Genomic DNA, 15,691 nt, shown 5'->3' with positions numbered 1-15,691 from the left:
GTTTCAATATATTTCCAGGTTCTGTCGTAAATCTACCGAATACTTACGGCTTAAATTCAAAAAGCAGTCATAATTTATTTATCTTTGACCTATATGCAGAACACAGTAAATATTAGGAACAAAAAGGCAAGATTTCAATATGAAATTTTGGATAAATACACCGCAGGTATTGTTTTAACAGGTACCGAAATTAAATCCATTAGAAGCAGCAAAGCATCTATTGCCGAAAGTTTTTGCGAGTTTAATGAAAAAGGTGAATTATTTGTCATTAACATGACGGTTGAAGAATATTTATATGGCACGTATTACAACCATAAACCCAAAGCGGCTCGGAAGTTGCTACTTAATAAGCGCGAACTAAAAAAACTACTAAAAGATGTTCAGAATTCTGGGTTAACCATTATTCCGTTACGACTCTTTATAAATGATAAAGGATATGCCAAATTGGTGATTTCTTTAGCCCGCGGAAAAAAATTATTTGACAAACGCGAAACGATTAAAGATCGTGATAATAAAGTCCGAATGGATCGTATTAAAAAAAGTTTTTAAGGTATAATCATGAAGAAATTTTTATTTATTTTAATCTGTTTTCTTGCTGCTTCAAATATGAATGCGCAGTTTAACGCTCGAAATTTCTTAAACCCAACCATGCGAAAAGTTGGAAGTATTGACGCCATTATTAATGAATTGTATAGCGTTAACTCTGGTAAAAAAGGATATGAACGTAATTGGACGGATTTTAAATATTTGTTTTATCCAGGATCTAAAATTATTGCTACTGGAAAGAGTTTGGACGGGAACCATTTAGCAAAATACATGAGTGCTGAAGATTATAAAAATACTTCAAAAGAGTGGCTAAAAGAAAACGGTTATATTGAAAAAGAAATTAATAGAAAACAAGACGTTTTTGGCAATATTGCGCACGTTTTCAGCACTTTTGAAGTTTACTACAGTGAAGATGATCCGTATCCAGCTTTGCGCGGTATAAAAAGTATTCAGCTATTAAATGATGGATCTCGTTGGTGGATTATAAATGTGTATTGGATGCAGGAAAGCGATGTACAACCTATTCCAAGAGATTACTTGCCCAATTAAAATCCTTAATATTTCTGAAAGATGTTTTATCAGGATAGACCAAAAATTACATTGGATAAATCGACATTCGATAACTTCCTTGATGTTTTTGCCTTCGGATTACTTATTGTAACTATAATATATACGGTTTTAAATTATTCTGCATTGCCGGACCAAATCCCCATGCATTTTAATTATTCTGGAGACATTACCAGATTTGATGATAAAGATATGATTTGGCTTTTTCCAATCTTGGGAATTGCCACAGTTTCAGGAATTTTCTATTTGAATAAATTTCCGCATGTTTTTAATTATCCACAGAAAATAACGCCAGAAAATGCTAAAGAATTCTATTCAGATGCTACGCGAATGTTGCGATTTATAAATGTGAGCATATCCCTATTATTTTCAATTATCTTATTTGAAATCGTTCAGGTTTCCCTAAACAATGCGAAAATAATTAGCCAAGCAGCTAATTACATCATCATGAGCATTGTAATTCTGATGACCATTGGACCGTTAATTTATGCGTTCCTAAATTTAAAAAAGAAAAAAACCTAGTTTTTATCTTCTAGGAGTGGCACAAACCGAAATTCACCAAATTCGTGTTTTTCAAAATCTTTGGCACCTTTTCTAATAAACAAGGTCATAACTTGAACACTGTCACCAACAGGAATTACCAAACGTCCGCCAACAGCCAATTGACTCAATAATGGATTGGGCACGAAAGGTGCGCCGGCAGTAACAATAATACTGTTAAAAGGCGCTTCTTCTTTTAAACCAATATAACCATCACCAAAAATTAATTTTTTAGCACGATAGCCTAATTTGGGTAGAAACTTACTGGTTTTTTTAAACAATTCGTGTTGACGCTCTATGCTAAATACATGCGCACCCAATTCACAAAGTACAGCGGTTTGATAACCACTTCCGGTACCAATTTCAAGTACCTTATCCCCTTTTTCAACTTGCAGTAACTCCGTTTGAAATGCCACGGTAAATGGCTGCGAAATAGTTTGATCGGCCGCAATTGGGAAAGCTTTATCTTGATATGCATGATCCAAAAATCCAGAATCCATAAACAAATGACGTGGTATTTTACCAATAGCATTGAGCACATTCGTATCTGTAATTCCTTTATCTTTAACAACCTGAACTAGTTGCTGGCGCATGCCTTTATGCTTAAATGTATCTTTCACTATAGGGCGTTTTTCAAAGTTTAAAATTACATAAACATTTCACGGGTTAAAATTAATATTGGCCTTAATTTTCCACATTATGGAATCCTATATTTTATGTCAATTTTCACAGAAATAAATGACGAAAAACCTTATTTTTGTTCAAAACGATATAATAATGATAAAAGCGGGTGTTTTAGGTGCAGGCCATTTAGGAAAAATTCATTTACGGTTATTGAGTGAATCCAAAAAATATGATCTCGTGGGTTTTTATGATGCTGATGAAGCCAATGCTAAAAAAGTAGAAGCTGAATTTGGCTATAAATACTTCAATACTATTGAAGCGCTTATTGCTGCTGTGGATATGGTAGATATTGTAACGCCTACCCTTTCGCATTATGAATGTGCCAAAAAAGCAATAGCACAAGGCAAACACATTTTTATTGAAAAGCCTATTACCAATACAGTTGAAGAAGCTGAAGAAATTCGCGAACTTTTATCACAACATAATATTCGGGGTCAAGTTGGTCATGTAGAACGCTTTAATCCGGCGTTTACCGCTGTAAAAGATCAAATTGAGAATCCCATGTTTATTGAAACCCATCGTTTGGCTGAATTCAATCCTCGTGGTACAGATGTTCCTGTGGTTTTAGACTTAATGATTCATGATATTGATATTATATTAAGTGTTGTAAAATCGAAAGTGAAGCATATTTCTGCCAGTGGCGTTTCGGTTATCAGTGATACACCCGATATTGCCAATGCTAGAATTGAATTTGAAAATGGCTGTGTGGCAAACTTAACTGCTAGTCGAATTTCACTTAAAAATATGCGTAAAACTAGATTTTTTCAGCGTGATGCTTATATTTCTGTCGACTTTCTAGAGAAGAAATGTGAAGTTGTAAAAATGAAAGATGCACCAGAAATTCCCGGCGATTTTGATATGGTTTTACAGAATGCGGAAGGTGTGAAAAAACAAATCTATTTTGATAATCCAAATGTAGCACCAACCAATGCTATTTTAGACGAATTGGAAACATTTGCTGATGCTATAAACAATAACACAAAACCAGTGGTGACACTTCATGATGGAACCGAAGCTTTACGTGTAGCCAATATGATTATTGCTCAGTTTTAATTCTCACGAAAGTGGGAATCTCATGGTTCAAATTATAAGTCTCTAAAATCAGGAATTGTTTATCTCGAGTCTATTCTTTTAACTAAATAGTAAATTTTAAAATTTCACAAAAAGTAATAAGATTCCTGCCTTCGCAGGAATAAATATAAATATATGAAAAACATAGCAGTTATAGGAGCCGGAACCATGGGAAATGGTATTGCACATACATTTGCCCAAAGTGGATTTAAAGTTCAATTAATAGATATTAGTGAAGCCTCATTAAAAAAAGGCGTAGATACCATTTCTAATAATTTAGATCGTATGGTTTCTAAAGAAAAAATTACAGAAGCTCAAAAACAAGAAACTTTAAATAATATTATAACTTTTACCGATACGGTTGAAGGTGTTAAAAATGTGAGTTTAGTTGTTGAAGCTGCAACCGAAAACATTGATTTAAAACTGAAGATTTTTAAGCAATTGGATGACGTTTGTTCAGCCGACACTATTTTAGCGACTAACACCTCATCCATTTCTATTACACAAATTGCTGCCGTTACCAATAGACCAAGTCAGGTTATTGGTATGCACTTTATGAATCCGGTGCCGATTATGAAACTAGTTGAAATCATTCGTGGTTATAGCACTAGTGATGATGTGACGAAAACAATTATGGAGCTTTCTAAAAAATTAGGAAAAACACCAACGGAAGTGAATGATTATCCTGGTTTTGTGGCCAACCGAATTTTAATGCCGATGCTGAACGAGTCTATTGAAACGTTATACAATGGCGTTGCAGGTGTTGAAGAAATTGATACCGTTATGAAATTGGGTATGGCGCACCCAATGGGCCCATTACAATTAGCGGATTTTATTGGATTAGATGTATGTTTATCTATTCTAAATGTGATGTATGACGGTTTTAAAAACCCCAAATATGCACCTTGTCCACTTTTAGTAAATATGGTAAGAGCCGGGAAACTGGGTGTTAAATCTGGTGAAGGTTTTTATGATTATTCAGAAAGCAGAAAAGCAGAACGGGTTGCGAAGCAGTTTTTGAAATAGTGAATAGTGAATAGTGAATAGTGAATAGTGAATAGTGAAATTAAGTCTTTTTCTAATTACTGAACACTGAAGTATATAATTAAAAATGAGATTTCTGCTTTCGCAGAAATAAAACATGGCAAAAATAATTCCTTTTAAAGCAGTTCGTCCAACCCGAGATAAAGTTAGTCTTGTGGCGGCGCGCTCGTACCAAAGTTATACAAAAGAGCAGTTAGAATCGCGCTTGAGAGATAATCCGTTTTCGTTTTTACATATTGTAAATCCAGGCTACCGTTTTGACAAGGAAATTACGGGTATTGAACGTTATTCGCTTGTTAAAAACAGGTATTTAGAGTTTAAAGAGGAAAATATCTTTGTTCAAGATGACAAGCCAAGTTATTATGTTTATAAAATTGTAGATAGAGAAAATCAAGAATTTAATGGTATTATCGCCGCTACAAGCGCTTTGGATTATGAAAATGATGTGATAAGAAAGCATGAAGACACTATTGAACAGCGGGAAATTATCTTCAAAGATTATTTAAAAACAGTAGGCTTTAATGCAGAGCCTGTGCTCCTAACCTATCCTGACAATGCGGTTATAAAAGGAATTATTTCGAAAAAACAAAAGGAACGTTCGGAATATGAATTCACCACAACCTATCGTGACACGCATTACTTATGGCGGGTTGAAAAGCCAGAATTGTTAGAAGCTATTGAGAAGGAATTTAAAAACATGTCTCATATTTATATTGCAGACGGCCACCATAGAACCGTATCCGCCTATTTATTGTATCAGGATTTAAAGGCCGCAAACCCTAATCACAATAGTACGGAGCCTTATAATTTTTTTATGAGTTATTTAATTCCCGAATCTGATTTACGCATTCATGAATTTAACCGATTGATTAAAGATTTAAATGGATTTAGCAAAGAAGCCTTTTTAATAGAATTGGATACCCTGTATCGTATAGAAAATCGCGGAACAATACCTTATAAACCTTTGCAAAAACATCATTTTAGCATGTATTTGGATGGCGAATTTTATTCATTATACCTTCGGAAATCAGCTGTAGATATGGCAACGTCTTTAGACGGTTTAGATGCGCAAATATTATATAAAACTATTTTAGAACCCATTTTAGGTATTCAAGATTTACGAAATGAAGATCGTATTGTTTACATGAGTGGCAAAAAAGATATTGTCAACATAAAAAGTAATGTAGACAGCGGAAAATTTGCCGTTGGTTTTGGTATGGTTCCTGTTACTATTCAAGAAATGAAACAAATTGCTGACGATGGTTTTAAAATGCCACCTAAATCCACTTTTATAGAACCTAAATTGCGAAGTGGCGTAACCATTTACGAGTTTTAATGAAACAGATTTTTTTTCTTTTATTTAGTTTTATCACACTTGCGTTAGTTGCGCAAAATAAACGCGACAAGGCCATTCATAATACTATTTATCCACTATTTTATGAAAATTATGAGCAGGCTAAAGCCGAAATTTTAAAACTCGAAGAAAGTTATGGCTATGAAACCAATTTAAAATATTTGCTAATAAATAGAAGTTTTGAAGAAAATGATATGGAATTCTTTAAGACAGAATTGACCACTTTAGTTAGAGATTATGGTTTTAATTTAGCTTATGAACCTGAAACTAAAATTTATTATGAAGCCATTACTATTGGGGCATTAGCGGTTTGGTTTAAAACTATGTATCTTAAAAACCATGTAATTTGGTTAGATAACAACTTTTTAAAGCAGGCAGATTTAAATCAATTAAACGCTTTAAATTATAAAACACGCATGTTTAATAAAGTGCGTTATGAAATAGACCAAAAAATAACAGTAGATTCTATTCAAAAAGAACAACAAAAAAAAGTATTTGAAGATTTAGCGTTTTCAAATTTAGCCGAATTATATGCACTCACAAGAAAATTAGATATATATCCGACAGGGAAAAATTTCGCATTAATACAAAACGATTTTTCAATTTTAGAATATCAAAATTTTGGTATAGAGCGGAATTTCGAAAAATCTTGGATGCTTTTTGAACCTTTTTATAAAAAAGCGTATTTAAAACATGCTTTGGATTATATCATTTACAAAAATTACGATAATTACAGTTTTATACATTACAAAAATCAGCGGTACGGTCTTATTTCCATATTTGACATTCCGGAGATTTACCAAGAAGATTTGTTTTCAATCCCCACTCGAGATCAAGAGTTTTCAAATAATGTAAAAGCTGAATTTAATTGGGAAAAATAAAAAAATCATGTCTATTAAACAAAATTTAGAGTCTATAAAAGCTTCAATTCCAGAAAACGTTACCTTAGTGGCAGTTTCTAAAACCAAGCCTGAAAGTGATCTTATGGAAGCCTATAATGCGGGTCAGCGCATTTTTGGTGAAAATAAAATCCAAGAAATGGTGGATAAGCACGCGTCTCTTCCTAAAGATATTTCTTGGCATATGATAGGGCATGTACAGCGAAACAAAGTGAAATACATGGCGCCCTTTGTGAGTTTAATACATGGTGTAGATAGCTTTAAACTTCTTAAAGAAATAAATAAAGAGGCTGAAAAAGAATCACGCGTCATAGATTGCCTAATTCAAATAAAAATTGCCGAGGAAGATTCAAAATTCGGAATGGCAAAAACTGATGCTATTACCATGTTGCAATCCGAAGCCTTCAAACAACTCCAAAACGTGAAAATCACGGGTGTTATGGGCATGGCAACTTTTACGGATGATGAAGTTCAAGTGACCGCCGAATTCAATAGATTAAAATCTGTTTTTGATGAACTGAAAACCATTAATAACCATTTAGAAATTATTTCCATGGGTATGAGTGGCGATTATGAATTGGCAATAAACTGCGGAAGTAATATGATTCGCGTAGGAAGTAGTATCTTTGGCGAACGAAATTATTAAAAGTCACCAAAGACTTTAATCTGTATAATTTCAACTTAATAACAATCAAATAATAGCACACTTATTTACGCAATTCTCGACATAGAAACCACTGGCGGTAAATACAACGAAGAAGGTATTACTGAAATAGCAATTTATAAATTTGATGGCCATAAGGTCGTGGATCAATTTATTAGTTTGGTTAATCCTGAACGCGATATTCAGCCATTTGTAGTGAATTTAACGGGTATTAATAGCAAGATGCTTCAAACAGCACCTAAATTTTACGAGGTAGCGAAACGCATCGTTGAAATGACTGAAGACTGTATTATTGTAGCTCATAATTCGCAATTTGACTATCGTATTTTAAAAACGGAATTCAACCGTCTCGGTTTTCCTTTTAAGCGAAAAACACTGTGTACGGTAGAGCTATCCAAAAAATTAATTCCTGGTCAAGATTCTTATAGTTTAGGAAAATTAGCGCGCTCATTAGGAATCCCTGTAAGCGATAGACATCGTGCCAACGGAGATGCTATGGCAACGGTAAAGCTTTTTAAAATGCTACTTTCTAAAGATTTGGAAAAAGGAATTGTTAAGGACACGATTCAAATAGAAGCTAAAAAAGAAATTGCAACCAACTTAAGAAACATTATTAAAGAATTGCCGCATGCTACTGGTGTTTATTATATTCATAATGCCGATGGTGAAATTATTTATATTGGAAAAAGTAATAATATAAAAAATAGAATTAGCCAACACTTTACCAACAACGAAACTAAATCTAAAAAACTACAACGGGATGCTGCCGCTGTGACCTATGAACACACCGGTAGTGAGTTAGTGGCTTTATTAAAAGAAAGCGAAGAGATAAAGCGTCTTAAACCAATTTTTAATCGGAAATTACGTCGTAATATTTTCACGCATGCCTTGTATTCATTTACAGATGAAAATGGTTATATTAATTTAATAATTGAAAAAGCAGATGGTCGTAAAAAACCTATAACGACTTTTACTAATAGACAAAGTGCCAAAAGTTTTTTATTTAATGCGGTTGAAGAATTTCAATTATGTCAGAAACTAACAGGTTTATATCCCACAAAAACAAGTTGCTTTAATTATGATATTAAACAATGTTTAGGTGCTTGTATTCAAGAAGAAGCACCAGAAGATTATAATAAACGAGTTTTACAATTAATAGAAAAAAACACCTATAATAACCAGAATATGGTGATTATTGATCGCGCACGCGAAATAGATGAACGCAGTGCCGTATTAATAGAACACGGATTATTTAAAGGGTTTGGTTTTTTTAATCTTAATTATCAAATTACTAACATGGAAGTATTGCAATCCATTATTACACCCATGGAAAATAACCGCGATGCGCAGCATATTATTCAAAGTTATTTAAGAAAAAATAAAAAAATAAAGATTATAAAATTCGATAACTAATCGTGGTACTATAACATTTAGTATTTTTAATATATATGAAGGAGAAACCTTATAAGCGTTGGCAAGCAAAACTTCATGAAATAATTTATGAAGCAGATACACCTGCTGGGAAACTATTTGATGTTACGTTATTAATAGTTATTTTAGCTAGTATTACTCTGGTAATGCTAGAAAGCGTAGTTAGTATTCAAGTCCGATATCATACCTTTCTTAATATTTCAGAATGGATTATTACCATTCTTTTTTCTATTGAATATATTTTGCGCATAGTCACGGTTAAAAAACCATTGAAGTATATCACTAGTTTCTATGGTATTATTGATTTACTATCCACCATACCAAAATTTTTATCCCTTATTTTTGCTGGTACTCAAGCTCTAGTAGCGCTGCGTGCATTAAGATTATTACGTGTTTTTAGAATTTTGAAATTAGCGCGTTTTCTAGGAGCTTCCAATCATTTAGCAGCCGCCATAAAGGCAAGTCGGGCTAAAATATTTGTTTTCCTATTTGCCGTTGTTATTGCTGCTACCATTTTTGGAACCATCATGTATTTGGTAGAGGGAGAAGCCAGCGGATTTAGCAATATTCCAAAAAGTGTTTATTGGTGTATCGTTACCCTTACAACAGTTGGTTTTGGTGATATAGCGCCCGTTACACCTTTAGGGCAATTTATAGCTTCTATTATTATGGTTTTGGGTTATGGTATTATTGCTGTTCCTACAGGAATCGTTTCGGCAGAATATACTCGAAAAGCCTACCGTGAAGAAAAAGATTTAGATCCTTATACTATTAAGCAACTTAACTCCACATCACCTCATCCAAGAGAAGTGGATGTAAATTCGCAATCCTGTTCTTTTTGCATGGCTCAAAACCATAAAGACCATGCGAAATTCTGTTACAAATGCGGTCATCCTCTTCATCTCAAATCTTCGGATTAGAAATCTTTTTTATATGATGTCAGAAAATTTTCTTATTTCTATTGTTGGTCCTACCGCTATAGGAAAAACCGCTTTGAGCATTAAATTGGCCAATTATTTTGAAACCGAAATAATTTCGGCAGATTCCCGACAGTTCTTTAAGGAAATGCAAATTGGAACGGCTGCGCCAACATCAGAGGAACTATTGGCAGCGAAACATCATTTTATTCATCATAAATCAATTCTTGACGATTATAGCGTTGGCTCTTTTGAAAAAGATGCTATGGATGTATTAACCAATTTGTTTCATGAAAAGGATGTTATTATTATGGTTGGTGGCTCGGGTTTATATGTAGATGCTGTAACTAGAGGTCTAGACGACTTTCCTAAAGTTAATCCAACTATACGGGAAACGCTCAATGCCCAATTAGAATCCCAAGGTTTACAAGCGCTTCAAACGCAGTTAAAAAAATTAGATCCATCTAGTTTCAAAAACATAGCAATAGATAATCCAAAACGCGTAATTCGCGCTTTAGAAATTTGTTTAGGAACCGGAAAACCCTATTCGTCTTTTTTAAAAAAATCTAAAATATCAAGACCTTTTAAAACCATTACGATTGGTTTAACAGCCGATCGGGAAAAAATTTATAACCGTATCAACCAGCGTGTGGATATGATGGTGGCCGAAGGTTTGGTAAAGGAAGTTGAACATCTTAAAAATAATTCTCCCTTAAACGCCCTAAATACGGTTGGTTATAAAGAAATTTTTAAATACTTGTCTGGTGAATGGACTTTAGAGTTTGCTGTTTCAGAAATTAAAAAAAATAGTAGACGTTTTGCGAAGCGGCAACTCACTTGGTTTAAACGAAATGAAGAAACACTTTGGTTTGATTTTGAAACAGACATTAAAACCATAATAAAAGCCCTAGAATCTCAAATTAAGGCCTAAAAAAACCAGCTTTTCAGCTGGTCTTTTTTTATAAAAAATTCTGATTAATCGTCTGTTTCGGTATTCACTACTAATCTAAAACCTTCACCGTGAATATTTAAAATTTCAACTTTAGGATCCAACTTTAAATACTTACGTAATTTCGCAATATATACATCCATACTTCTAGATGTAAAATAGTTATCATCGCGCCATATTTTAGTTAAAGCTAGTTCACGTGGCATTAAATCATTTTCATGCAAAGCCAATAAACGTAAAAGTTCGTTTTCTTTTGGAGATAATTTAATTTGTTCGCCACCATTATAGACTAAAAAACGCAGCTTGGAATTTAATTCAAATCCACCAATTGTAAACTGAAATTGTTTACTATCAGCAACCGTTTCTGTAGCTTTACGCTGCATAATGGCTTTGATTTTCATTAATAAAACTTCACTATCAAAAGGCTTGTTTAAATAGTCGTCTGCTCCTACTTTGTATCCTTTTAAAACATCTTCTTTCATGGCTTTGGCCGTTAAGAAAACGATTGGCACTTCTGCATTTTTCTCACGAATTTCTTTAGCTAAAGTAAATCCGTCCTTATAAGGCATCATGACATCTAAAATACACAAATCGAAATCATCTTTTTTGAACTTCTCGAAACCTTCCATACCGTTTTTAGCATGAACAACATCATAATCGTTCATCATTAAATAATCTTTCAAAATGGTTCCAAAATTTGGATCATCTTCTACCAATAATATTTTTTTGTTTTGTTCTGTCATAGCATTTATGATATTAATGGAAGTTTTATAATAAATGTACTTCCTTTGTCTTTTTCACTTTCTACGGAAATGTGTCCTTGGTGATCCTCAACCATACGTTTTACGTAAGCTAGACCTAAACCATGTCCTTTTACATTATGTATATTTCCGGTATGTTCTCTATAAAATTTTTCGAACACCTGTTTTTGAGCGGCTTTCCCCATTCCGCTTCCTTGATCTTTAATTTTTAAAAGGATATTATTACCAACATTTTCGGTATAGATATCAATTTTTGGGTTTTCTGGTGAATACTTTACAGCATTATCCAGAATATTTACAATTACATTAATAAAATGCGTTTCATTAGCCAATACCGAACATTTTTCGGCATTTAAATGTGTGCGCATATAACCTTTACGGTCTTCCACTATTAATTCAATATGCGCAATAGCATCTTCAATTAACTCGTGAAGATCTACACGATCTTTACTAATATTCAATTCGTTTTTTTCAAGTTTAGATATTCTCAATACATTTTCCACCTGTGCATGCATGCGTTTATTTTCATCACGAATCATTTGCAAGTAACGTGCTACGCGTTCCTTATCATCAATAACTTTCGGATTTTTAATTGCATCTAAAGCCAAATTAATGGTGGCAATAGGTGTTTTAAACTCGTGGGTCATGTTGTTGATAAAGTCTGACTTAATTTCAGAAATTTTACGTTGTCTGAAAAGTTGCAATAAAGCACTAGAATACGCTATAATAATGATGGATGTAAAAATAATGGACAATAAAGTCATCCGAATAATAGTGGACTGAATGAACTTATTTCGTTTTGGAAAATTAACCATTAAACGATAATTATTTTTATCCAATTCGTTTGAAAAAATAGGAATACTAAAAGTTCCTTTCACTAACTCAAAGTTGTCGCTTTGTATTTTGGTGGCCAAATCATTACTGTAAATGGCAAATTCGTAATCCAAATCAATATTATCATCCTTCAATTTCTTGGAGAGTAATTTTTCAATTTGTGCAGGACCAACTCTTTTATGAATAGGAATTCTGCTTCCTAACATTTTAAAAGCTTCATCAAAACTAATACGTTCTGCAGCTGTTAACCGTCCTGTTTTTAATAAACTTAAAACGGGATTTGGACTTAATTCATTATCAAGAGATGATTGGTTGCTAAACACTTTAGCTTCCGAACTACTAATTATACGCTGTATATTTAAGCTATCTAAACCGATGTCAAAGAGCGACGAAGATAATTTATGGTTTTCTTCTAAAATACCACTTCTATAAATAAACGTTTCATTGGTATCATTAATTTGCGATACTATAAACAGTTTTGAAATGGCAACGGTATCGGCTTGTTTTTTCTCATCAACGAGCGTTTGGTATCTATTATAATAACTAAACATTTCGCGCTCTTCAATTTGGCGAGACGCAAAACTCAATGCTTTTTTTACATTAAAATTGAACTGATCTTCCTCGTTTTCAATCGAGTTATTGATATAATAAGCTTGAACAAATATGATACCAACAAGAGACAAACTCATTAATAATACCAGTATAATAAATAGCTTTTTGCTCATTGCTCAAAATTAACATTTTAACATTTAGCTACCTTAGCATTTAACCTTACATTAACAAAAATGTTAAAATTTAAGAAGTTTTCATAGCATTAAGAAGTTTATGGTGCACATCTAGCACTTGAGTCCGTGTTTTATCTAAAGCCGTGTTCTCAATAATATAGGTCGCTTTTAGTCTTTTAACGCCTTCAGGAAGTTGGTTGTTGATAATAGCTTTTACTTGAGCTTCCGTTTTATTATCGCGTTTTACAACACGTGAAATTCTAATATTTTCAGGTGCCGTTACCAATATGGTGAAATCACAGTTTTTTTCTTCACCATGTTCAAATAAAATGGCATTTTCTTTAATAACATATAAGGCATTTTGCTGTTGCACCCACTCTTTAAAATGGCGCCCCACTCTAGGATGCACAATGCTATTCATTTGTTTCAGCAAACCGGTATCATTAAAAATAGCGTTGGCAATAAATGGCCTGTTTAAAGAACCATCAGTATACGCTTGATCTCCAAATAATGCACTAATTTCGCGCTTTATTGTTGAAGAGGTATTCATTAAAGTCTTGGCCTCTTCATCTGCTATATAAGTAGGAATGCCGAGTTCAGCAAACAACTTCGCCACCGTGGTTTTTCCGCTACCAATTCCGCCCGTTAAACCAACTATTTTCATTCTGTTATAATATATTCAATTTGATCGTGATTAATTTTAACATGCTTTACAGCACTTGGCTGCTTGGTGATTCTAGGAATTAAAAATGTTTGACTTTTTGATACTTCCGCATAATCGCAGGTTACCTCAAAATCTGCAGCCGTTATAGATTTGAAATTGACCAAACTGGTGTAATAAGACACACTTATCTTTTTTGGATAATATTTCAATGTAATATTATCTGGAACATTAATGACGGTAACGGGAATTTTCAAATCGCCTTCAGTAAATTTAGCCACAGTTGCCTCTACCTGAACATTATCTCTTGTAAAACGTAAAAATTCATTCTTTTTAGGAATTTTTAATTTAACTGAAGTACTAATATCTTTATTTATATTTTGAAGTTTTAGCGTATCGGTTTCTATATATTCTATGTTAGAAACCAAAGCATCTGGACCAATTACTTTAATAGAATCAGGGGTTATCTTATAGGAATCGGACATGTCATACCCTATACCGAAACTTACATTCGCATTTATTCTAACAGGAACTTTTTTAATGGTGTTTACATCATATTTAAATAATAAGGTATCGGGCGCGATATTTACAATTTCTACCGATTTCTTAAATTGAGAAACAATATCTAAATAAGCAGAACTTTTATTCCAAATAAAATGCTTGTCCGATTTCTTAATATTTTGACTGAAATCGATATCAATTTTAGGGTTCTTGAAATAATATTTCAAAAAATTGAACCCTTGTGATTTTAAACTAATTTGAAGTTTCTTATCCGTATCATCAAAAATAACGGCAGATTCAGGAATATTTATTTTATTAATTTTGAAATCAATGGTGTTGGTGTACGTTTTAGAAAGCTTCATTAAAATAAGAACACTAAACGACATGATTAAAAACAGAAAGAACACATTTATCCGTTTGTTTTTAATTCCCTTTAAAATTTTAGATTTTATGGCTTTAATCATTTGTTTTTAAAGAATAAATGAGGAAAATTTTCCTCCGGTTGTTTATTAGAAAGTTTTAAAGTCATCCACGATTTTAAAAACCCGAAACCATATCCTGTAAACTGTACAATAGTTGCAAACAGGGCTTGAAAAGCAATAGATAAACTTCTGGTGGAAACTAAAGCTACCATGAATAATATGATGAAATATATTCCATATAACGACATTAAAAGGAATTTATTAAAAATAACCAAAATAAAAGCAAGAACCAAACCACATATAAACACGGTTGGAAACCAATAGGTTATTTTTTTTGTTTCAGGATGCCAGTCATTTAATATAGGTCGAACCATACCAAATTTTGAAACTTGCTGATAAAATTTATTCCAAGAAATGCGGCGTTTATGATACACAAAAGCTTCTGGAATAAGCGCTGTTTCAAAACCTAATTTCCATAATCTAATTGATAGATCGGGATCTTCGCCAGGGTGGATATTTCCAAAACCACCTGTTAGTAAAAAAGCTTCTTTTGAAATTCCCAGATTAAAACTTCGTGGTTGAAATTTAGAAATCTGTCGTTTATTCCCTCTAATTCCACCAGTAGTAATAAATGAGGTCATGGAGAAATTAATGGCTTTTTGCAAAGATGAAAATGAATTATGAGCAGCATCTGGACCACCAAAACAATCTATATATGTTTTATTTAAAAAATTCGTAACAGCATTTAAATATAACCTTGGTAAAATACAGTCCGAATCTAGAATGATAAAATAATTTCCTTTGGCTTGGCGCATTCCAAAATTTCGTGAATCGCCTGGCCCAGAGTTCTCCTTCGTTAAATAGTTTATGTTTAGTCGATTAGTGAATTTTTTAATAACTTCTAGAGATGGAATGGTAGAACCATCTTCAACTATTACAATTTCATAATCATGAACATAATCAAGGATTACAAAACTTTGCAATAGCTCCTCTATTTCATTCGGACGATTGAAAACAGGTATTATAAAAGAGAACATTAATTCCATAAAGCAAATGTAATTAAACCCATAAAAAAACCACTTGATTGAGTGGTTTTTAAAAATGATATTTTAATGTAATTT

Annotated in this window: 17 protein-coding genes; 11 read left to right on the top strand and 6 right to left on the bottom strand. The window is 32.8% G+C overall.

Annotated features, from left to right (window positions below; genetic code table 11):
* The first annotated feature begins 93 nt into the window (after positions 1-93).
* From smpB to ES674_RS08010, 3 genes are read left to right on the top strand one after another with little or no spacing between them, the layout of a single operon-like run.
* Positions 94-549, top strand: a complete 456-nt coding sequence (gene smpB, locus ES674_RS08020) for an SsrA-binding protein SmpB (RefSeq protein WP_148403418.1) — start codon at positions 94-96, stop codon at positions 547-549.
* Between the two features lie 9 nt (positions 550-558).
* A complete protein-coding gene (locus tag ES674_RS08015; RefSeq protein ID WP_148403417.1) occupies positions 559-1,095 on the top strand; it encodes a hypothetical protein in 537 nt (178 codons plus the stop codon).
* 21 nt (positions 1,096-1,116) lie between these two features.
* On the top strand, positions 1,117-1,635 hold the full coding sequence (locus ES674_RS08010; protein ID WP_148403416.1) for a DUF1648 domain-containing protein: 519 nt from the start codon (positions 1,117-1,119) through the stop codon (positions 1,633-1,635).
* On the opposite strand, the gene ES674_RS08005 is transcribed toward ES674_RS08010, so the two are convergent.
* Positions 1,632-2,273: a protein-L-isoaspartate(D-aspartate) O-methyltransferase gene (locus ES674_RS08005; RefSeq protein ID WP_148403415.1), complete on the bottom strand. Its 642-nt coding sequence runs from the start codon at positions 2,271-2,273 to the stop codon at positions 1,632-1,634. The two genes, ES674_RS08010 and ES674_RS08005, sit on opposite strands and share 4 nt — an antisense overlap.
* A 157-nt stretch (positions 2,274-2,430) precedes the next feature.
* On the opposite strand from ES674_RS08005, the gene ES674_RS08000 reads away from it, so the two are divergent.
* The 8 genes from ES674_RS08000 to miaA all read left to right on the top strand — a co-directional run bounded on the left by ES674_RS08000 (position 2,431) and on the right by miaA (position 10,648).
* Positions 2,431-3,390, top strand: coding sequence for a Gfo/Idh/MocA family protein (locus ES674_RS08000; RefSeq protein WP_148403414.1), 960 nt, complete (start codon positions 2,431-2,433; stop codon positions 3,388-3,390).
* A 153-nt stretch (positions 3,391-3,543) separates the two neighbouring features.
* Positions 3,544-4,434: a 3-hydroxyacyl-CoA dehydrogenase family protein gene (locus ES674_RS07995; RefSeq protein ID WP_148403413.1), complete on the top strand. Its 891-nt coding sequence runs from the start codon at positions 3,544-3,546 to the stop codon at positions 4,432-4,434.
* A 115-nt stretch (positions 4,435-4,549) separates the two neighbouring features.
* Entirely contained in the window at positions 4,550-5,788 is a 1,239-nt protein-coding gene (locus ES674_RS07990; RefSeq protein ID WP_148403412.1) for a DUF1015 domain-containing protein, read from the top strand.
* Positions 5,788-6,687: a hypothetical protein gene (locus ES674_RS07985; protein WP_148403411.1), complete on the top strand. Its 900-nt coding sequence runs from the start codon at positions 5,788-5,790 to the stop codon at positions 6,685-6,687. The genes ES674_RS07990 and ES674_RS07985 overlap by 1 nt, the downstream gene beginning before the upstream one ends.
* Before the next feature lie 7 nt (positions 6,688-6,694).
* Positions 6,695-7,351: a YggS family pyridoxal phosphate-dependent enzyme gene (locus tag ES674_RS07980; protein ID WP_148403410.1), complete on the top strand. Its 657-nt coding sequence runs from the start codon at positions 6,695-6,697 to the stop codon at positions 7,349-7,351.
* 63 nt (positions 7,352-7,414) lie between these two features.
* On the top strand, positions 7,415-8,782 hold the full coding sequence (locus ES674_RS07975; protein ID WP_148403409.1) for an exonuclease domain-containing protein: 1,368 nt from the start codon (positions 7,415-7,417) through the stop codon (positions 8,780-8,782).
* Between the two features lie 35 nt (positions 8,783-8,817).
* Entirely contained in the window at positions 8,818-9,720 is a 903-nt protein-coding gene (locus tag ES674_RS07970; RefSeq protein WP_148403408.1) for an ion transporter, read from the top strand.
* 16 nt (positions 9,721-9,736) lie between these two features.
* Positions 9,737-10,648 carry a tRNA (adenosine(37)-N6)-dimethylallyltransferase MiaA gene (gene miaA, locus ES674_RS07965; protein WP_148403669.1) on the top strand — a complete coding sequence of 304 codons (912 nt, stop codon included), beginning with the start codon at positions 9,737-9,739 and terminating at the stop codon, positions 10,646-10,648.
* A 44-nt stretch (positions 10,649-10,692) separates the two neighbouring features.
* On the opposite strand, the gene ES674_RS07960 is transcribed toward miaA, so the two are convergent.
* The 5 genes from ES674_RS07960 to ES674_RS07940 all read right to left on the bottom strand — a co-directional run bounded on the left by ES674_RS07960 (position 10,693) and on the right by ES674_RS07940 (position 15,616).
* Positions 10,693-11,409 carry a response regulator transcription factor gene (locus ES674_RS07960; RefSeq protein WP_148403407.1) on the bottom strand — a complete coding sequence of 239 codons (717 nt, stop codon included), beginning with the start codon at positions 11,407-11,409 and terminating at the stop codon, positions 10,693-10,695.
* Between the two features lie 5 nt (positions 11,410-11,414).
* A complete protein-coding gene (locus ES674_RS07955) occupies positions 11,415-12,986 on the bottom strand; it encodes a sensor histidine kinase (RefSeq protein WP_148403406.1) in 1,572 nt (523 codons plus the stop codon).
* A gap of 70 nt (positions 12,987-13,056) precedes the next feature.
* Positions 13,057-13,650 carry a dephospho-CoA kinase gene (gene coaE / locus ES674_RS07950; protein WP_148403405.1) on the bottom strand — a complete coding sequence of 198 codons (594 nt, stop codon included), beginning with the start codon at positions 13,648-13,650 and terminating at the stop codon, positions 13,057-13,059.
* Positions 13,647-14,612 carry a CdaR family protein gene (locus ES674_RS07945; RefSeq protein WP_148403404.1) on the bottom strand — a complete coding sequence of 322 codons (966 nt, stop codon included), beginning with the start codon at positions 14,610-14,612 and terminating at the stop codon, positions 13,647-13,649. Before ES674_RS07945 ends, coaE begins: the two co-directional genes overlap by 4 nt.
* Positions 14,609-15,616 (bottom strand): glycosyltransferase, encoded by a 1,008-nt coding sequence (locus ES674_RS07940; protein WP_148403403.1) that lies wholly within the window; start codon positions 15,614-15,616, stop codon positions 14,609-14,611. Before ES674_RS07940 ends, ES674_RS07945 begins: the two co-directional genes overlap by 4 nt.
* Positions 15,617-15,691: the final 75 nt, after the last annotated feature.

Source organism: Bizionia myxarmorum (assembly GCF_008086205.1).
GTDB classification, from domain to species: Bacteria; Bacteroidota; Bacteroidia; order Flavobacteriales; family Flavobacteriaceae; genus Algorimicrobium; species Algorimicrobium myxarmorum.
The sequence above is the reverse complement of the archived record's forward strand: the minus strand, read 5'-3'. Positions and strand labels throughout refer to the sequence as shown.

Bases quoted from the DNA above. Each gene is read 5' to 3' on its own strand.
- smpB (WP_148403418.1), top strand. From the start codon at position 94: ATGCAGAACACAGTAAATATTAGGAACAAAAAGGCAAGATTTCAATAT.
- ES674_RS07985 (WP_148403411.1), top strand. From the start codon at position 5,788: ATGAAACAGATTTTTTTTCTTTTATTTAGTTTTATCACACTTGCGTTA.
- ES674_RS07960 (WP_148403407.1), bottom strand. From the start codon at position 11,409: ATGACAGAACAAAACAAAAAAATATTATTGGTAGAAGATGATCCAAAT.
- ES674_RS07970 (WP_148403408.1), top strand. From the start codon at position 8,818: ATGAAGGAGAAACCTTATAAGCGTTGGCAAGCAAAACTTCATGAAATA.
- ES674_RS07990 (WP_148403412.1), top strand. From the start codon at position 4,550: ATGGCAAAAATAATTCCTTTTAAAGCAGTTCGTCCAACCCGAGATAAA.
- ES674_RS08000 (WP_148403414.1), top strand. From the start codon at position 2,431: ATGATAAAAGCGGGTGTTTTAGGTGCAGGCCATTTAGGAAAAATTCAT.
- ES674_RS07955 (WP_148403406.1), bottom strand. From the start codon at position 12,986: ATGAGCAAAAAGCTATTTATTATACTGGTATTATTAATGAGTTTGTCT.
- ES674_RS08010 (WP_148403416.1), top strand. From the start codon at position 1,117: ATGTTTTATCAGGATAGACCAAAAATTACATTGGATAAATCGACATTC.
- ES674_RS08015 (WP_148403417.1), top strand. From the start codon at position 559: ATGAAGAAATTTTTATTTATTTTAATCTGTTTTCTTGCTGCTTCAAAT.
- ES674_RS07980 (WP_148403410.1), top strand. From the start codon at position 6,695: ATGTCTATTAAACAAAATTTAGAGTCTATAAAAGCTTCAATTCCAGAA.
- miaA (WP_148403669.1), top strand. From the start codon at position 9,737: ATGTCAGAAAATTTTCTTATTTCTATTGTTGGTCCTACCGCTATAGGA.
- ES674_RS07945 (WP_148403404.1), bottom strand. From the start codon at position 14,612: ATGATTAAAGCCATAAAATCTAAAATTTTAAAGGGAATTAAAAACAAA.
- ES674_RS07995 (WP_148403413.1), top strand. From the start codon at position 3,544: ATGAAAAACATAGCAGTTATAGGAGCCGGAACCATGGGAAATGGTATT.
- coaE (WP_148403405.1), bottom strand. From the start codon at position 13,650: ATGAAAATAGTTGGTTTAACGGGCGGAATTGGTAGCGGAAAAACCACG.
- ES674_RS07940 (WP_148403403.1), bottom strand. From the start codon at position 15,616: ATGGAATTAATGTTCTCTTTTATAATACCTGTTTTCAATCGTCCGAAT.